Genomic DNA, 14803 nt, shown 5'->3' on the forward strand with positions numbered 1-14803 from the left:
CAGTACGGCAACGGGTCAGGACGCCAAGGCGTCGGGCGAATCGAGCACGGCGACGGGTCAAGGCTCGCAAGCGACGGGTGACAACAGTACGGCAACGGGTCAGGACGCCACCGCATCGGGTGAATCAAGCACGGCGACGGGTCAAGGCTCGCAAGCGACGGGTGACAACAGCACGGCAACGGGCCAGGATGCCACCGCATCGGGCGAATCGAGCACGGCAACCGGCCAAGGTTCGCAAGCGACCGGCAGCAACAGCACCGCGAACGGCGCCAACGCAGCGGCGACCGGTCATCAAAGCACCGCACTGGGTGCCGGCGCGCAGGCCATCGGCTCACAAGGCGTCGCGGCCGGCTGGAATGCAAATGCGTCGGGGGATCAAGGTGTCGCAATCGGCGGGAATGCTTCGGCGCAGGGCAATCAAAGCATCGCACTCGGAGCCAATGCATCGGCGACGGGTGAGCACAGTATGGCGTTAGGCGCCGGCTCGCAGGCGGCGGGCTCGAATTCGGTCGCGCTGGGGCAGGGGTCGATTGCGGACCGCGACAACTCGGTGTCGGTTGGTTCGGACGGCGGTGAGCGCAACATCACCAACGTGGCGAATGGATGGCACGACACCGATGCCGTCAATTTCCGGCAGCTGCGCGAAGTCGCCCGTTACGCGTACAGCGGCATCGCGGCTGCCACCGCGCTTGCAATGATTCCGGACGTCGACGCCGGCAAGACGTTTTCAATCGGCGTCGGGACGGGCGGCTATCTCGGATATCAGGCCGTTGCAGTCGGCGCGTCGGCTCGCATCGGACAGAATCTGAAGGTTCGGTTGGGGGCGGGCATCAGCGCGGCGTCGACGACGTGGGGCGCAGGCGCGTCGTACAGCTGGTAGCGCGCCAGGAAGCACCGGGCGAGCAGCGGCAGGCAGATGTCGATCGACTTCTGCTTGCGCCGCTCGGCTCCGAAATCATGAGTGTGTATCGCGACCGGGTAACGTTCGGCAGCCGTCGCCGATTTGCGGAGGAGCCGCGTTCGGGTAGCCGTCGCCGAGAATATACGTCTGGCTCGTCGCGATGAATCCGTCGTCGAATGTCGCTTCGACGAAGTAGGCGCGCCATCCGCTTGCCGGCCGAGCGAGAACCAACTGCTGCGATGGGGCGCCGGCCGTCGCGATGGGCGACGACGTATAGCGGATGCCGCACGCGTAACGAAAATCGCGCGCCTGTGGATTCGTCGCTTGCCACAGCAGCAACTGCCTGGGTCGTTCCGACGTGCGCAGCCGAAGTATCGTTTGACCGTTCATTTCGGTCTGCACCGCATCTACTTGCGGCAGGGGCTTGCCGTGCTGAATGCGTTTAACGAAGGGGATGAGCGAATCGCGCGTGGCACGGCGAATATCGGAGTGCGAAGAATTTGGCACCATGCGCAGTGCCTTCGTGCCGGGAAGCTTGTCGAAATAGAGACGCGAATTGTCCGGCACGAAAAAATCGTCGCCGCTTGCGTTGACGATGTACTTCGGAACGGTCAGGCGCGAGCCGTGCCGCGTGCCTAGATACGACAACGGATCTTCGATCTGCATCAGCGATCCGAACGCCCGGCTGTCGAGAGTTTGGTCGATACCCTCGGCGTAATACGGATAGAAAGCCAGCGGCCAATTCCCGCCGTATGACCGATACATGTTGTCGAGCGCTTCGCGCGTCGAGAGCAGATCGATCGCGAAGGGGGCGATCGCATCGATGCGCTTGTCGCCGATGAGCGCGAGCCAGGTGGTCCAAGCACGTTTCGAAATGCCCGAGACGATGAAGCGACGAATGCCGAGCGCGGTCAGTTCGCGTTCCGCGAGCGACATCGCGCGCCAGACGGACGCCGCCATCGGCACGTGTAACGGCATGGCGGCGCGCGTATGCGGCGACTGCATGAAAAGAGTCCAGCTGTGCGCCACGCTATCGTCTTCCGCTCTCGGCTTGCCGTCGTCCGTGTAGGTCAAAAGCTGATTGGGCACATCGCTCACCGAAACGACTACCGCGCGCGTGTTCCTGGCGATATCCGTCAGCGTGTCCGGCAGGAAATCGTTTGGCGCGATGGGCTCTTTCCCGGCACCGGAATGCCGCGTACCGTTATTGGCGACCACGAGCGCGCGATGCGGCAGCGCGTCCTGAGGGATGTACAGCGTGACATCGTGCAGCCACGCGTCGGGTTGCACGAGCTGCTCCGGCGACCACGATTGCGAAACAAGCCGGTACGTTCGCTGTTCGACCCCGGGCAGTTGCACGATGCTCGTCATCGTATAGTTCAACGGCTGGCTTTCCACCGTTTGTCTGTAACACGCGAGCGTGTCGGTTAAATCGCGATGCGCGTCGGCTCGACACGGAACGGCCATCGACGCGGCCTCGGCGTGCGAATAGACGATCGACAATGTCGATAGGGAAATTGCAACGACAATCTTCTTCATGTCCGGTTCCTCCGGGTGGAAACGATGTGATTCCGAGGGCGATCTTCGACGAAGCATAGAGCGCGGTTGGCGTCTTCAATCGGGAATGTCGACGACTGTTCGAGCCGCTCGCGTCTCTCTTTCCTACGCCGCACACGAGGCGACAAGACGAACAGCATGCCGCTTCCAGCGGGGACCGGCGTGCGGGATGCTTCGCATGCCTATCCGTTCGATGGGCGTGCCCATCAAAATGAAAACCCGGCCGCGATGTACGGGCCGTTCGTCAAACGGGTGTTCTGCGCGCCGTTGCGCCCCTTGAGTTCCTCGTAGCGCCATCCCGCCTCGAGATTGATCGGCTTGAACGCCCAGCGAACGCCTGCCGAGGCTTGTGTGTAGGCGCCGAGCCCTGCGTTGAAAGCCGAGCGAGGCGTGTAGAACGCTCGCCCGACGAGCGACAGCGACGGCGTGGTGCGAATGCGGGCGATGACGCCGACGGGAGTCGCCAACCCGCTTCGACCATCGGCGGATCGGACATAGAGGGCCTTGCCGGCGGCCGTCAGCGAAACGGCGCCCAGGGGAACCCCGAAACTCAGGCCCGGGCCGATTGAATAGGCGCCGCCGCTGCGCGTTGCGTCGAATAGAAAACCGAATCCTGGGCCTGTCGGCGTACGGGACAGGCCTTGATAGCCGTCTCCGATGGCGACGTTGTAGTCGCTTGCGCGAGCGTGAGACACGAACGCCGAGACGACGGCGATCGACGATGCGACAAGCATGATTTTCGAGAAAACGCGCGGCCGGCTCGATCGGATTGCAAAAATTAACGATTCAGTTTGATTCACGGAATTTAGGCTATTCCAAATATAAAAAAATCATTAAATGATGAATGGTGAATTTGATGCGGCCGGCGTCTTTTGAGCGGGACTCAATATTTTTCGGGTCCGCCGTGCGCGCGGTTTCATCCCGGAAGAATTGATCAAAGTTGCAGCGCCAGTGGTGCTTCCTGTTGCGAGAACGAACGGAGCGCAATCCGGGCTGAAGCTCTGTAACGAGGGGCGGCAGACGGGAGCCTCGTGGCGCGCGCGCTCGCAGCCGCAAGGACGATGGCGTCTCGTCCGCCCTCTGCTCCAGCACAGAGCGAATCGAATGGGACAAGTCAGGAAAAACGAAATCATTGATGACTTGCATGGCGTGTGGTGGTGAGCCAATTTCGACATCGAATGTTAAAAAAGTTCCATTCCGAGAATGGAAATTTCGCTATTTATCCCGTTTTGAGACTTGTCAGATACCGCATTGAGGAGGCGATCGCTAACATCGTCGGGGATTCTGTTGGGTCCCGATGAGATTCCGTCGTCATTCGACGTGCCATCTCATGGATTGAGCCGACGAGGTCGGCGTACTTTCATTACTTGAGCAGGAGTATTGAGTGAAGAAGAAGGTCGTAAGTTTCGCTGCTGCGGCATTGTTGGGTTTTGTCGCGGCGCAGAGCGCATTTGCGGAGTTTGCGCAGTCGATCGATCAGGGGAAGGTCAATTTCAAAGGTGAACTGACCACCAACACGTGCACAATCGACGCCGACAGCAAAGACCAAATCGTGCAACTGCCGAGAGTTTCTACGAGCGCACTCGCGGCGCGAGGAAATGTTGCTGGTTCGACGTCCTTTGAAATCAAGGTTTCGAAGTGTGCTGCAGAGGTCAACAAGGTCGCCGCTCACTTCGAAATGGAAAACGTAGATCCCGACACGCTCACGCTGAAAAACGAGGCCGCGGGAGATGGCGCGGCTACGAATGTGTCGGTTCAACTGGTCAATTCCGACGGCACCGCGCTGCCGGTGGGTTCGACTGGTCGTTTCTTCGATGTCTCCGGAACGGAAGACGCTCGTGGGGCGACCATGATCTATGGCGGCCAGTACTACGCATTGGATAAAACCACTGCCGGTAAGGTCGAGTCGCACGCGCTCTTCACGCTCGCCTACGAATAAATAAAACGAACGGAGATCCAGGGAACCAGGCGTTCCCTGGAAATGCAATCAATCACGGGAGGTATGCGTGCGGTTATGGAAAATGAGCGTCGCCGCGGCGACCATGGCGTGCTGCCTCGCTTCGACATTGTCCCACGCTGCAATTGTCATCACCGGAACACGCGTCGTTTATCCGGAAAGCAGCCGCGAGGTCAACGTTCGGCTCACCAACGTCGAGCAGTCGCCGGTGTTGGTGCAGGCGTGGATCGACGACGGAAATGCGGGCGCGAGTCCGAACGAAATCAAGGTGCCGTTCGTCCTCATGCCGCCCGTGTTTCGCGTTGAGCCCAAGAAGGGGCAAACATTGCGCGTCATGTATACGGGCGACGATTTGCCGAAAGATCGTGAATCTGTGTATTGGCTGAACGTTCTGGAAATTCCTCCGAAGCCGACCGAAGCGGCCGACCAAAACCTGTTGCAGCTCGCGTTTCGCACGCGCATCAAATTGTTCTTTCGTCCGTCGGCGCTGGAAGACGGAAACGCAGCGCAGGCGCGCGAGCAGCTTACGTGGAAGGTGGTGCGCAACGACAAGGGCGTCAGCGTGCTGCGTGCGGAGAATCGTTCTCCTTACTACATCTCGATTAGTCAGGCGACCGTGAAAAGCGGCGACAGGAGCGTGCGGCTCGATCCGGGCATGGTCGCTCCGTTCGGCAGCAGGGAATTCGTGAGCAAGCAGGACACCTCGAGGCTGTCCGCGCATGCCGAGATTTCCTACAAGCTGCTCAATGACTACGGAGCGGAAGTGGCGGGTACGGCAACCGCGGAATAAGCGGCCGGACGAACAAGGTTCGACAAGGGGGAACGAGTGGTCCGAGCAGCAAGTGGAGGAACGTCGGCGGATGATCGCGGCGGCGAGTCGCGACTGTCATGTCGCCGCCAAATGATGATCGCCGCCGGGGCTGTTGCATGCGGCGTTGGATCGCTGTGTATTCAGGCCAACGCGGCGGAATTCGACGGCATGCGTGCTGGCGACCATTTGCGGCCGGATGCGGCGAGCGCGGCGTCGCCCGACCGAGCGCCGCTGACGAACGACCGGAAGGCATTGCTGGTCGCTTCGCATGCGTCCGCTTCAACCGCCGCGGCCGTGACTTTCAATTCGCGCCTGCTCATGGGCGGCGGAATCGATCTGTCGCGCTTCGAGCGGGGCAATCCGGTGGTGGCCGGCATCTACCCGGTCGACTTGACGGTCAACGGAGAAAGACGCGGGAGGCTGGACGTCGAGTTCCGCAACGTGCACGGCAGCGACAGCGCGGCGCCATGCTTTACGCGCGCGACGCTGGATCGGCTCGGCGTGGACAGCGACCTCGTCGCGAAACGTCTCGATGCCGCGCGCGTCGCGACGGATGCGGAACCGGGCCGGCAACCGGCGATCGCGGAGAACGCGTGCATCGGCTTGCGCGATGCGCTGCCCGACGCGACGTATACGTTCGACGGCGCCGAGCTCACGCTCGATCTGACCATTCCGCAAGTGGACATGCGCAAGACCGCACGAGGCTACGTGGACCCGTCCCGTTGGGACAACGGCATCAATGCCGGCCTGCTGCAGTACAACCTCAGCGGCTATGCGAGCGAAAACAAATTTTTCGGGAGCAATACGAGCAGCCTTTTTCTCGGCCTGCAAGCCGGCGTGAACATCGGGGCCTGGCGCGTTCGCCAACGTTCGAACTTGATGTGGGGAAACCGCAGTGCCGGCATGAGCTGGCGCAGTCTCGAAACCTACGTTCAACGGGACCTCACGGCGCTGCGCAGCCAGATCACGCTGGGCGACAGCTACACGACTGGCGAGATCTTTGAATCGTTCGGCGTGCGCGGCGTGCAGCTGGCAAGCGATGACCGGATGTTGCCGGTGTCGCTTCAATCCTACGCGCCGACGGTTCGCGGCGTCGCGGACACGAACGCGCGCGTGGCCGTGCGGCAGCGCGGCAGCGTGATCTATGAGGCCAGCGTCCCGCCCGGGCCGTTCGAATTCGACGATTTGCCGCCGACCGGATACGGCGGCGATCTCGACGTGACGATCACCGAATCGGATGGCAGGACGAAGCATTTCACCGTGCCGTTCGCATCGGTGAGCCAACTTTTGCGGCCGGGCATGCAACGTTTCAACGTTACCGTCGGCCAGTATCGAGACGCGCTGTCGAACGGCAAGCCGTGGGTCGCGCAGCTGACCTATCAGCGCGGCATGACGAATCTGCTGACCGGCTATGCGGGGCTGCTGTCGTCGACGGGTTATGCGTCGGGCTTGATCGGCGTCGCGCTGAACACGCCGATTGGCGCTTTCGCTTTCGATGTCACGTCTGCGCGCACGAACTTGCCTGGACAAGGCGCGCGCAGCGGCTTCAGCTCGCATGTGTCGTACGGCAAGATGGTGCCGTCCACCGGGACCAATTTTTCCGTGGCAGCTTATCGATATTCGACGTCGAATTACTACAGCCTTGCCGACGCCGTCATGGCGCGCTATGGCTACGACGCGCAAGAGCGCTCGTGGCGAAGCGATTATCGGGCGCGCACCCGCTTGCAGCTGAACGTCAACCAGAGAATCGGCGATCGAAGTTCCGCCTATGTTTCCAGCAGCCTGCTGAACTACTGGAACGGCCGAGGAAGGGATCTGCAGTTTCAGGCGGGATTTTCGAGCACCTTCAAACGCGTCTCGTATACGATCTACGCGCAGCGCAGCCGCTCGAGCGACGATCGCGACGTGACCCAGGTCGGCGTGAATCTGTCGGTTCCGCTCGGCAGCAACGCTTATACGAAGAGAAATGCGTTCAGTTCGCTGATGACTTCGCTGTCTCGCGCGTCCAACGGCGACAGTTCGGTTCAGGCGAATCTGTCGGGCAGCACGGCGCACGCGGTGCCGATCGACTACGGCGTCAACGTGTCGCGTTCGGTCAGCAGCGACAGCAATTTCGCGTCGCTCGGGGTGTACGGCACATATCGCTCGCCGTTCGGCACGTACAACGGTAACGCGTCGGTCGACAATCGCACGCGCCAGGCATCGTTCGGTGCGAACGGCGCGGTCGTCCTGCATCGCGGCGGCGTGACTTTGAGTCCGCCGCTCGGGGCGGCGGCAGCGCTAGTCGAAGCGAAAGGCGCGAGAGGCGGCAAGCTGATCAACGGGCAAGGCGCGTCGATCGATCGCTTCGGCTACGCGGTGATTCCCTCGTTGATGCCCTATCGGGCCAACACGGTCGCCATCGATCCGTCCGAACTGCCGGACGACGTCGAACTCGCGAATACGAGCGAGGAGGTCGTGCCTCGCAACAATTCGATCGTGTTCGTGAAGATGGAAACCAAGCGCGGCAGGCCGGTATTCGCGGCGACGGAAACCGAAGACGGGAAGCCGTTGCCGATGGGCAGCGAACTGTTCGACCTCGACGGCAAGTCGCTCGGCGGTGTCGGTCAAGGCGGGATGGCGTTCCTGCGCGGTATCGAGGGTGCCGGCAATCTGGTCGCGAAGTGGGGGGCGGGTTCCTCCGAGCGATGCACGATGCCTTACATGGTGCCGGCAGCCCAAATGGAAACAAAAAAGTCCCGGGCGATCGTTCGCATCCGTTTGCGTTGCGAGCCGCGGTTGCATGACGAGACGAGCCAGGCGTCATCCGACGACAACGGAGCACGGAATGACTGAAATGACCGCCCGGAAATTCATGAGAAGCGCGATGCGCCGATGGTCGGCGATCACGGCCGCCGCAACGTTCGCCTGCTCGGCGGCCTGCGCCGCGCCACCGTCCCCGACCGTGACGATCAAGTTCAACGGGCGCTACAACCCGGTGGCGTGCACGGTCGTGGACGGCAACGAGAACAAAACGGTGACATTGCCGACCATCTCGACGTCGGCGCTGACGAACGCGGGACAAACCGCCGGCGCGACCGCGTTCGATATTTCCGTGCTTTGCGACGGATATGCGGGAAACGTAGTGACCTTTTTTGAGAATGGACCCACGACGAGCGAGAACGGCAATCTCGACGTGGAAGACCCGAGCGACGGACAGAGCGCCACCGGCGTGCAGATTCAGCTCGTGAACGGCGACGGCTCGCCGATCAAGGTCGGCGACGTGTCGACGATGAAGGGGGTGTCTGTCCAAGCGTCGACGCCAACGCCGATCCCCTTCTTTGCGCGCTACTACGCAACCGGAAAGACAGGTGCGGGCAAGGTGCGCACCTATGTGACCTTCGTGATCCAGATGCACTGAGCATTCGAGATCCGTTTATTCGAGTCGAGACATGTCGATTGAAATGCCCGCGCAATCGTTGCGCACGCTGCTGCAGGACACGATGCTCCACATCGCGCTATTGACGGAGGGTGCGCGCATTTCACGCGTGCATGATTGGCGCGCGCGCTGCATCGCGCTCGTCAAGCAGTTCGAGCAGGCCATGCAGGATGGCGGCTATCGTGGCGGCGTCGCGAACGAATTGGGACTCGCGCAATGCGTGTTGCTCGATGAAATCACGATGCGCAGTCTGTCGTCCGAACAACAGGACGAGTGGCTGCGCGAGCTCCTCCAGTTCCGCTTCCATTCCACTCGGGATGGGCTAAGCAAAGTGCGTGCGCGAGTCGATCGTCTGCTGAAGATGCATTCGGCGAACGCCGAACTGCTGGAGATGTATTCGCTCTTCTATGAGCTCGGCCTTCTGGAAGACAAGAAAGGGATCGTGCTTGCGGACGATCCGGCATCCGAAGCGAAGCCGATGTTCGGCAAGAAAACGCCGGGAGCGGGCGAGGTTTGGATTGAGGGGGGGGTATCGCACGAGGCAGCGCGCGGGCGGTCTTGGCGAATCGTAGGCAGTTTGCTCGCGTTCGCCGCGCTCATGACGATGTGGCTCGTCATCGACGAGCGCTTGAGTCATGAGGTGGAGCAGGTGGGAGTCACGTTGGCGGATGAAGCAACGATTCATCGGGAATCGGGAGATTGAGCATGTCGCATCAGATTCGATTTTGGCTCGTATGGGGCGCCATTCCTGTCGTGGTGTTCGCGAGCCTTTGCCTGCCGTTGAACATGCAGCCTGAGTGGCCCCATGTGCTGACCATCGTTCTGATCATTGCCGCCGTCGTGCTGGCGATCGAGATATTCGAACGCATGCGTGCGACGGGAGAAGATCGAACGGTCGAAGCCGACATCGACGATCACGAACTGGCGGTGATCGTCGTGGCCGGCCCTCACGCCTCGTCGCTTTTCGACAGCAAAGGAGACGATGCGATGCTGCGACGCGAAGCCGGCGCACTCTGGCTGCGCGCCGATACCGTCGAGCAACTGCGAGACGCGATGGCGCGCATCAAGGCGTCGCGAGGTCGCTTTCCTGACGCGGCCGTGCTGCCGCTCGTATCGGAAAGCGATGACGAAAGCGAAATGAGGCAGACATTCGCGAAGTGGCGAGCCGAGCTTCGCGAATCGCTTTGCTACCCCGATTCGGAATACGTTCTGCCGTGCTATCTCGCCGTCTACACGTGTCTCGGATTCAAGGGCGCCGACGGCGCGCGCCCGAAGTGGGTGGGCGATGCGATAGAAATTGGCGTGAGGCAGGCGAATGCCGCGTCGAAAGCAGGCGAGCTGCTCGCGACGGTCCGACAACAGCTGCTTCGGCCGTCGCGAGCCGGCTCGTCGGCGCACAGCGCGCTGGGGCTTGCGGTGTTCGACTGGCTCGACGCCACGGCGTTGCTGTCGTCGATGTCCACGCTGGCGAACACGCCGCCGTTCATGCTGAAAGGACTGACGCTCGCGGACGTCGGCAGGCAGCCGATACGTCCGGGAGCATGGACGCGGTGGCTGACCGTTCGAACCGGCCTTCATATCCGCACGACCAAATCGTCGGCTTCGCCGCTTCCCGTGCCGCGTGTGGCGAAGGTCGCCGAAAGCGGTATTCGGGAGGGATGGAGCGGTGCGCGCGATATCGTTTCCTGTCGCGCAAGCTTGGTGCCGGCTCTCGTGTTTTCGACCGTTTCGACGCTTGGCATTGCCGTTGCGGTATCGGCCTGGATGAATTACCGCATGATCCAGCGCGTGGCGAGCGACATGGCCGAATATCGGAGCGCACCCGACGAGTGGATCGGGAAAAAGCGTTTCGTGCAGGCTCGCCTCGAGCACGATCGCTCGACAATCGTGCATACGTTGCTCAATGGGGTGCCGGTCGGGGTCGGCTGGGGGCTCTATCGAGGACAGGAGTTGCTGGTCAAGCTCGATACGGCGCTGGTTTCGCGGCGCGCGGAGTCGGTCGCGATGCGCATCGACACGGTGTCGCTGTTCGCGACCGGTGAGGCGAAGTTTTCTCCGGGCGCCGCGCGGCGTGAGTTACAACATGCATTGCGGTTGATTCTCGCCAATCCGGAGCAGCGCGTTCTGATCGTGGGTCATTCCGATAGTGCCGGATCGGAAGCGAACAATTTTCAGTTGTCCAAAGCGCGTGCGCGCGTGATTCGCGACTGGTTCGTCGATCAAGGCGTGCTGAAGACGCGCTTCATCGTGCAAGGGGCGGGCGACACGCACCCGATTGCCGGAAACGAAAGCCCCTGGGGGCGCGCACAGAACCGACGTGTCGAGATCTTGCTGATTCCGGATGTCGCGTCGGACAAGAAAGCGATAGACACGGAACTGTAGGCGCGGCCGCGCGATGCGGGCGGCGCGGGAACGCCGCGACGGCCGGATGCGCGCCGATCGCTCAATCGAATAGTGACGAGGTCCGAAAAAGGCGGCTGACGAGAGCCCGCCTCGGCGTCGCACGCGCTTTGCAAGCGCGGCTCGGCGCGCGCATTCACGAATCGATTCGGAAACTTTCAAACTTGTCTGATTTTGAACCGCCTTCCGCTAAAGGAGAATTTGATACGACGTCAACGCCATTAAGAGGGGAAATTGAAGGCGTGACGTTCGGCGAATTTCTATTGCGCGGGCAATGCAGAGGAATACTTGTTCGTTGATTTTCATTCCGACTTCAAGCTGGAGAAGATATGGCTATATCCAATAGTTCACAGAAATTTATCGCGCGCAATCGCGCGCCTCGCGTCCAGATCGAGTACGACGTCGAGATCTACGGTTCCGAAAAGAAGGTCGAGCTTCCTTTCGTGATGGGCGTGCTTGCAGACCTGTCCGGCAAGCCGATCGAGCCTTTGCCGGCAGTCGGCGATCGCAAGTTCTTCAACATCGATATCGACAATTTTGACGAGCGCATGAAGGCGATGAAGCCGCGCGTGGCGTTCTCGGTGCCGAATACGCTTTCGGGCGACGGCCAGTTGATGGTCGACATCACGTTCGAAAGCATGGACGACTTTTCCCCCGCGGCGATCGCCAAGAAGGTGGACGCGCTGTCGCAACTGCTGGACGCGCGCACGCAGCTTGCGAATCTGCAGACCTACATGGACGGCAAGTCGGGCGCGGAGAACCTCGTGAGCAAGGTGCTCAAGGACCCCGCGCTGCTGAGCGCGCTCGCGAAGGCGCCGAAGCCCGCGGCGGACAAGGCGGAAAGCAGGGAATCGAAGGAAAAGCACTGATTCCCGAAACCGGAATCGATTCATAGGAGAGAAAATGGCTGCACGTGAATCTCAGGCGCGCTCCGCCGATGCGCAGATCGCTACGCAATCGGACTTCAATGCGCTGCTGTCGCGCGAGTTCAAACCGAAGACCGAGCAGGCGCGCGAGGCGGTGGAACACGCCGTCAAGACGCTGGCCGAGCAGGCGCTCGCCAATTCGGCGACGTTGTCGGACGACGCGTACAAGAGCATTGAAGCGATCATCGGCGAGATCGATCGAAAACTGTCCGAGCAGATCAATCTGATCCTGCATCACGACGATTTCCAGAAACTGGAAAGCGCGTGGCGCGGTCTTCATCACTTGGTGACGAACACCGAGACGGACGAGAAACTCAAGATCCGCTTCATGGACGTCTCGAAGGACGATCTGCGCCGCACGATGAAGCGATACAAAGGCGTGGCCTGGGACCAGAGCCCGTTCTTCAAGCAGATCTACGAAGAAGAATACGGCCAGCTCGGCGGTGAGCCGTATGGGTGTCTCGTGGCCGATTACTACTTCGATCACACGCCGCCGGACGTCGATCTGCTTTCGTCGATCGGCAAGGTGGCGGCCGCCGCGCATGCGCCGTTCATTACCGGCGCATCGCCGTCGGTACTCCAGATGGATTCGTGGCAAGAGCTGGCCAATCCGCGCGACCTGACCAAGATCTTTACGCAGAACCTCGAATATGCGCCCTGGAATTCGCTGCGAAATTCCGAGGATGCGCGTTACGTTGGTTTGGCGATGCCGCGTTTCCTTGCGCGTTTGCCGTACGGAATCGGCACGAATCCTGTCGACGAATTCGATTTCGAGGAATCGACGGACGGTTCCGATCATCGCAAGTACGTATGGGCGAATGCCGCGTACGCAATGGCGGTCAACATCAACCGCTCGTTCAAGCATTACGGCTGGTGCACGCTGATTCGCGGCGTCGAAAGCGGCGGCGTCGTCGAGAACCTGCCTTGCCATACGTTCCCGACGGACGACGGCGGCATCGACATGAAGTGCCCGACCGAAATCGCGATTTCGGATCGTCGCGAAGCGGAGCTCGCGAAGAATGGTTTCATTCCGCTGATCCATCGCAAGAACACGGACTACGCGGCCTTCATCGGCGCGCAATCGCTGCAGAAGCCCGCCGAGTACTACGACCCGGATGCGACGGCGAACGCGAACTTGTCCGCTCGCCTGCCGTACCTGTTCGCATGCTCGCGCTTTGCGCATTACCTGAAGTGCATCGTGCGCGACAAGATCGGTTCGTTCAAGGAGCGCGAGGACATGCAGCAGTGGCTCAACGAATGGATCATGAACTATGTCGACGCCGATCCGGCGAATTCGTCGCAGGAGACCAAGGCGCGCCGTCCTCTGGCTGCGGCCGAAGTGGTCGTCGAGGACGTGGAAGGCAATCCGGGCTACTACCAGGCGAAGTTCTTCCTGCGTCCGCACTTCCAGCTGGAAGGGTTGACCGTATCGCTGCGTCTAGTCGCGAAGCTGCCCTCGGTCAAGGAAGCGGCGTAACGGATGCCGTCCGGACGATCGTGACGGCGGGCGTACTCGGCCGCGTCATGCACGCCATTGTCGCGGGCGTACGCCACCGGGCGGCGCAAGAGCAAGCCGAATGGCGATGACCGTTGTTCGGCGGAGCGATGGGCAGGCGCTCGTTAAATCTCTCTGGCTCAGTAGTACTGAAAATTAACGCAATAAGAAGGAGTATGCCATGTCGCACGACATTTTCCTCAAGATCAACGGTATCGACGGTGAGGCGGAAGACACAACCCACAAGGGTGAAATCGAGGTCTTGAGCTGGTCGTGGAACGTCAGTCAGCAATCGAACATGCACCTGGGTTCGGGGGGCGGCGCGGGCAAGGCGACGATCGATGATCTGCACTTCGAACATTACATCGATCGCGCGAGCCCGAATCTCGTTCAGTACTGCTTGCTCGGCAAGCATATCGACGAGGCTCGGCTCGTGGTGCGCAAGGCGGGCGGCAGCCCGCTCGAGTACGTCAAGCTCACGATGAACGATGTGCTCGTCACCCAGGTGAGCCCGTCCGGCGTGGCTAAGGACGAGTCGCGCCCGCGCGAGGTCGTTCGGTTGTCGTTCTCCCGCCTGAAGCAGGAGTACGTCGTTCAGAACGCGCAGGGCGGCAGCGGCGGCGCAATCACCGCGACTTTCGACATCAAGAAGAACGCGGCTTAACCCTCAACGCCGGTTATCCGGAACGGGCCTCGTCGGCAACCGGCGAGGCCCGGAGGCTGCTGTCCATGGCGCTCGCGATACGGGCGCCACGAACAGCGGCTTGCCCCGGTGCGACAGGATCATCCAGATGGTTTCCCAATTTTTCTTTCGCCGCGAAGCGGCCAGGCGAACCGCTGTCAGGCGGATTGCGGCGGCAGCTGTGTGCGTGTCGCTCGCGGCTTGTGCCAGCGGGCCGGCACACAAGGAATCAGCCGATCTGACCGTGAAGATCAAGGTGAGCGACGGATCAAACCCGGATGAGTACGAACGCCCGGCACCCGTGATGGTGCGGCTGTACGAACTGAAATCGGCCGGTGCATTTGAAAACGCCGATTTCTTTACGCTGCAGAGCGACAGCCGGAAAGTGTTGGGCGACGACGCGATCGCCGTTGATGAATTCGTGATGCGCCCGGGCGACACCCGAGACGTTCATCGACGCGCCAATTCCGCAGCGACGTCGATCGGCGTGCTGGTCGGTTATCGAGAACTCGGCAAATCGGTGTGGCGGGCGGTTCATAAGCTACGGCCGGTTCCGGAGGACGCATGGTACCGGGCATTCATGCCGAGAGCGAAGGTCAAGTTGAACGTCGATGTCGGGCAGCGGACCGTATCGATTACAGAATTGGAATGATTGC

At 61.2% G+C, this 14803-nt stretch carries 14 protein-coding genes; 11 read left to right on the top strand and 3 right to left on the bottom strand.

Going from position 1 to position 14803, the window contains the following annotated elements; translation table 11 throughout:
• A partial coding sequence (locus X946_RS08550; RefSeq protein WP_038746256.1) for a YadA family autotransporter adhesin occupies nt 1–880 on the top strand: 880 nt, incomplete at its 5' end.
• Nucleotides 881–955: 75 nt separating this feature from the next.
• Here X946_RS08550 and X946_RS08555 read toward each other — a convergent pair.
• The 3 genes from X946_RS08555 to X946_RS33490 form a co-directional block, all read right to left on the bottom strand.
• The gene (locus X946_RS08555) at nt 956–2440 is read right to left on the bottom strand and encodes a PhoPQ-activated pathogenicity-related family protein (RefSeq protein WP_052145034.1); all 1485 of its coding nucleotides are present in this window, start codon (nt 2438–2440) and stop codon (nt 956–958) included.
• A gap of 224 nt (nt 2441–2664) precedes the next feature.
• Nucleotides 2665–3258, bottom strand: coding sequence for a YfaZ family outer membrane protein (locus X946_RS08560; RefSeq protein WP_231752818.1), 594 nt, complete (start codon nt 3256–3258; stop codon nt 2665–2667).
• A 10-nt stretch (nt 3259–3268) separates the two neighbouring features.
• On the bottom strand, nt 3269–3604 hold the full coding sequence (locus X946_RS33490; RefSeq protein WP_152611657.1) for a hypothetical protein: 336 nt from the start codon (nt 3602–3604) through the stop codon (nt 3269–3271).
• A gap of 238 nt (nt 3605–3842) precedes the next feature.
• Between X946_RS33490 and X946_RS08565 the strand changes: the two genes are divergently transcribed.
• From X946_RS08565 to tssJ, 10 genes are all read left to right on the top strand, one after another.
• Nucleotides 3843–4397 carry a fimbrial protein gene (locus X946_RS08565; RefSeq protein ID WP_038745851.1) on the top strand — a complete coding sequence of 185 codons (555 nt, stop codon included), beginning with the start codon at nt 3843–3845 and terminating at the stop codon, nt 4395–4397.
• Nucleotides 4398–4479: 82 nt separating this feature from the next.
• Nucleotides 4480–5205 (top strand): fimbria/pilus periplasmic chaperone, encoded by a 726-nt coding sequence (locus X946_RS08570; RefSeq protein ID WP_038745853.1) that lies wholly within the window; start codon nt 4480–4482, stop codon nt 5203–5205.
• A gap of 111 nt (nt 5206–5316) precedes the next feature.
• Nucleotides 5317–8061: a fimbria/pilus outer membrane usher protein gene (locus X946_RS08575; protein WP_052145035.1), complete on the top strand. Its 2745-nt coding sequence runs from the start codon at nt 5317–5319 to the stop codon at nt 8059–8061.
• Nucleotides 8054–8626, top strand: coding sequence for a fimbrial protein (locus tag X946_RS08580; protein WP_038745855.1), 573 nt, complete (start codon nt 8054–8056; stop codon nt 8624–8626). The genes X946_RS08575 and X946_RS08580 overlap by 8 nt, the downstream gene beginning before the upstream one ends.
• Nucleotides 8627–8657: 31 nt before the next feature.
• Complete coding sequence (locus X946_RS08585) at nt 8658–9347, top strand: DotU family type IV/VI secretion system protein (protein WP_038745857.1); 690 nt, start codon at nt 8658–8660, stop codon at nt 9345–9347.
• Between the two features lie 2 nt (nt 9348–9349).
• Nucleotides 9350–11026 carry an OmpA family protein gene (locus tag X946_RS08590; RefSeq protein WP_038745859.1) on the top strand — a complete coding sequence of 559 codons (1677 nt, stop codon included), beginning with the start codon at nt 9350–9352 and terminating at the stop codon, nt 11024–11026.
• 347 nt (nt 11027–11373) lie between these two features.
• Complete coding sequence (tssB, locus tag X946_RS08595; protein WP_038745861.1) at nt 11374–11913, top strand: type VI secretion system contractile sheath small subunit; 540 nt, start codon at nt 11374–11376, stop codon at nt 11911–11913.
• A gap of 34 nt (nt 11914–11947) precedes the next feature.
• A complete protein-coding gene (gene tssC, locus X946_RS08600; protein ID WP_038745863.1) occupies nt 11948–13447 on the top strand; it encodes a type VI secretion system contractile sheath large subunit in 1500 nt (499 codons plus the stop codon).
• A gap of 199 nt (nt 13448–13646) precedes the next feature.
• Complete coding sequence (locus X946_RS08605) at nt 13647–14129, top strand: Hcp family type VI secretion system effector (RefSeq protein WP_038745865.1); 483 nt, start codon at nt 13647–13649, stop codon at nt 14127–14129.
• A 127-nt stretch (nt 14130–14256) separates the two neighbouring features.
• The gene (gene tssJ / locus X946_RS08610; RefSeq protein ID WP_081989447.1) at nt 14257–14799 is read left to right on the top strand and encodes a type VI secretion system lipoprotein TssJ; all 543 of its coding nucleotides are present in this window, start codon (nt 14257–14259) and stop codon (nt 14797–14799) included.
• The last annotated feature ends 4 nt before the right edge of the window (nt 14800–14803 follow it).

It is taken from the genome of Burkholderia sp. ABCPW 111 (assembly GCF_000773065.1).
In the GTDB taxonomy this organism is placed as follows: Bacteria; Pseudomonadota; Gammaproteobacteria; order Burkholderiales; family Burkholderiaceae; genus Burkholderia; species Burkholderia savannae.

What these genes read in the sequence shown, in the direction of transcription:
- X946_RS08555 (WP_052145034.1), bottom strand. Translation starts at nt 2,440, where the DNA reads ATGAAGAAGATTGTCGTTGCAATTTCCCTATCGACATTGTCGATCGTC.
- X946_RS33490 (WP_152611657.1), bottom strand. Translation starts at nt 3,604, where the DNA reads ATGCAAGTCATCAATGATTTCGTTTTTCCTGACTTGTCCCATTCGATT.
- X946_RS08570 (WP_038745853.1), top strand. Translation starts at nt 4,480, where the DNA reads ATGAGCGTCGCCGCGGCGACCATGGCGTGCTGCCTCGCTTCGACATTG.
- X946_RS08575 (WP_052145035.1), top strand. Translation starts at nt 5,317, where the DNA reads ATGATGATCGCCGCCGGGGCTGTTGCATGCGGCGTTGGATCGCTGTGT.
- X946_RS08580 (WP_038745855.1), top strand. Translation starts at nt 8,054, where the DNA reads ATGACTGAAATGACCGCCCGGAAATTCATGAGAAGCGCGATGCGCCGA.
- X946_RS08585 (WP_038745857.1), top strand. Translation starts at nt 8,658, where the DNA reads ATGTCGATTGAAATGCCCGCGCAATCGTTGCGCACGCTGCTGCAGGAC.
- X946_RS08590 (WP_038745859.1), top strand. Translation starts at nt 9,350, where the DNA reads ATGTCGCATCAGATTCGATTTTGGCTCGTATGGGGCGCCATTCCTGTC.
- tssB (WP_038745861.1), top strand. Translation starts at nt 11,374, where the DNA reads ATGGCTATATCCAATAGTTCACAGAAATTTATCGCGCGCAATCGCGCG.
- tssC (WP_038745863.1), top strand. Translation starts at nt 11,948, where the DNA reads ATGGCTGCACGTGAATCTCAGGCGCGCTCCGCCGATGCGCAGATCGCT.
- X946_RS08605 (WP_038745865.1), top strand. Translation starts at nt 13,647, where the DNA reads ATGTCGCACGACATTTTCCTCAAGATCAACGGTATCGACGGTGAGGCG.
- tssJ (WP_081989447.1), top strand. Translation starts at nt 14,257, where the DNA reads ATGGTTTCCCAATTTTTCTTTCGCCGCGAAGCGGCCAGGCGAACCGCT.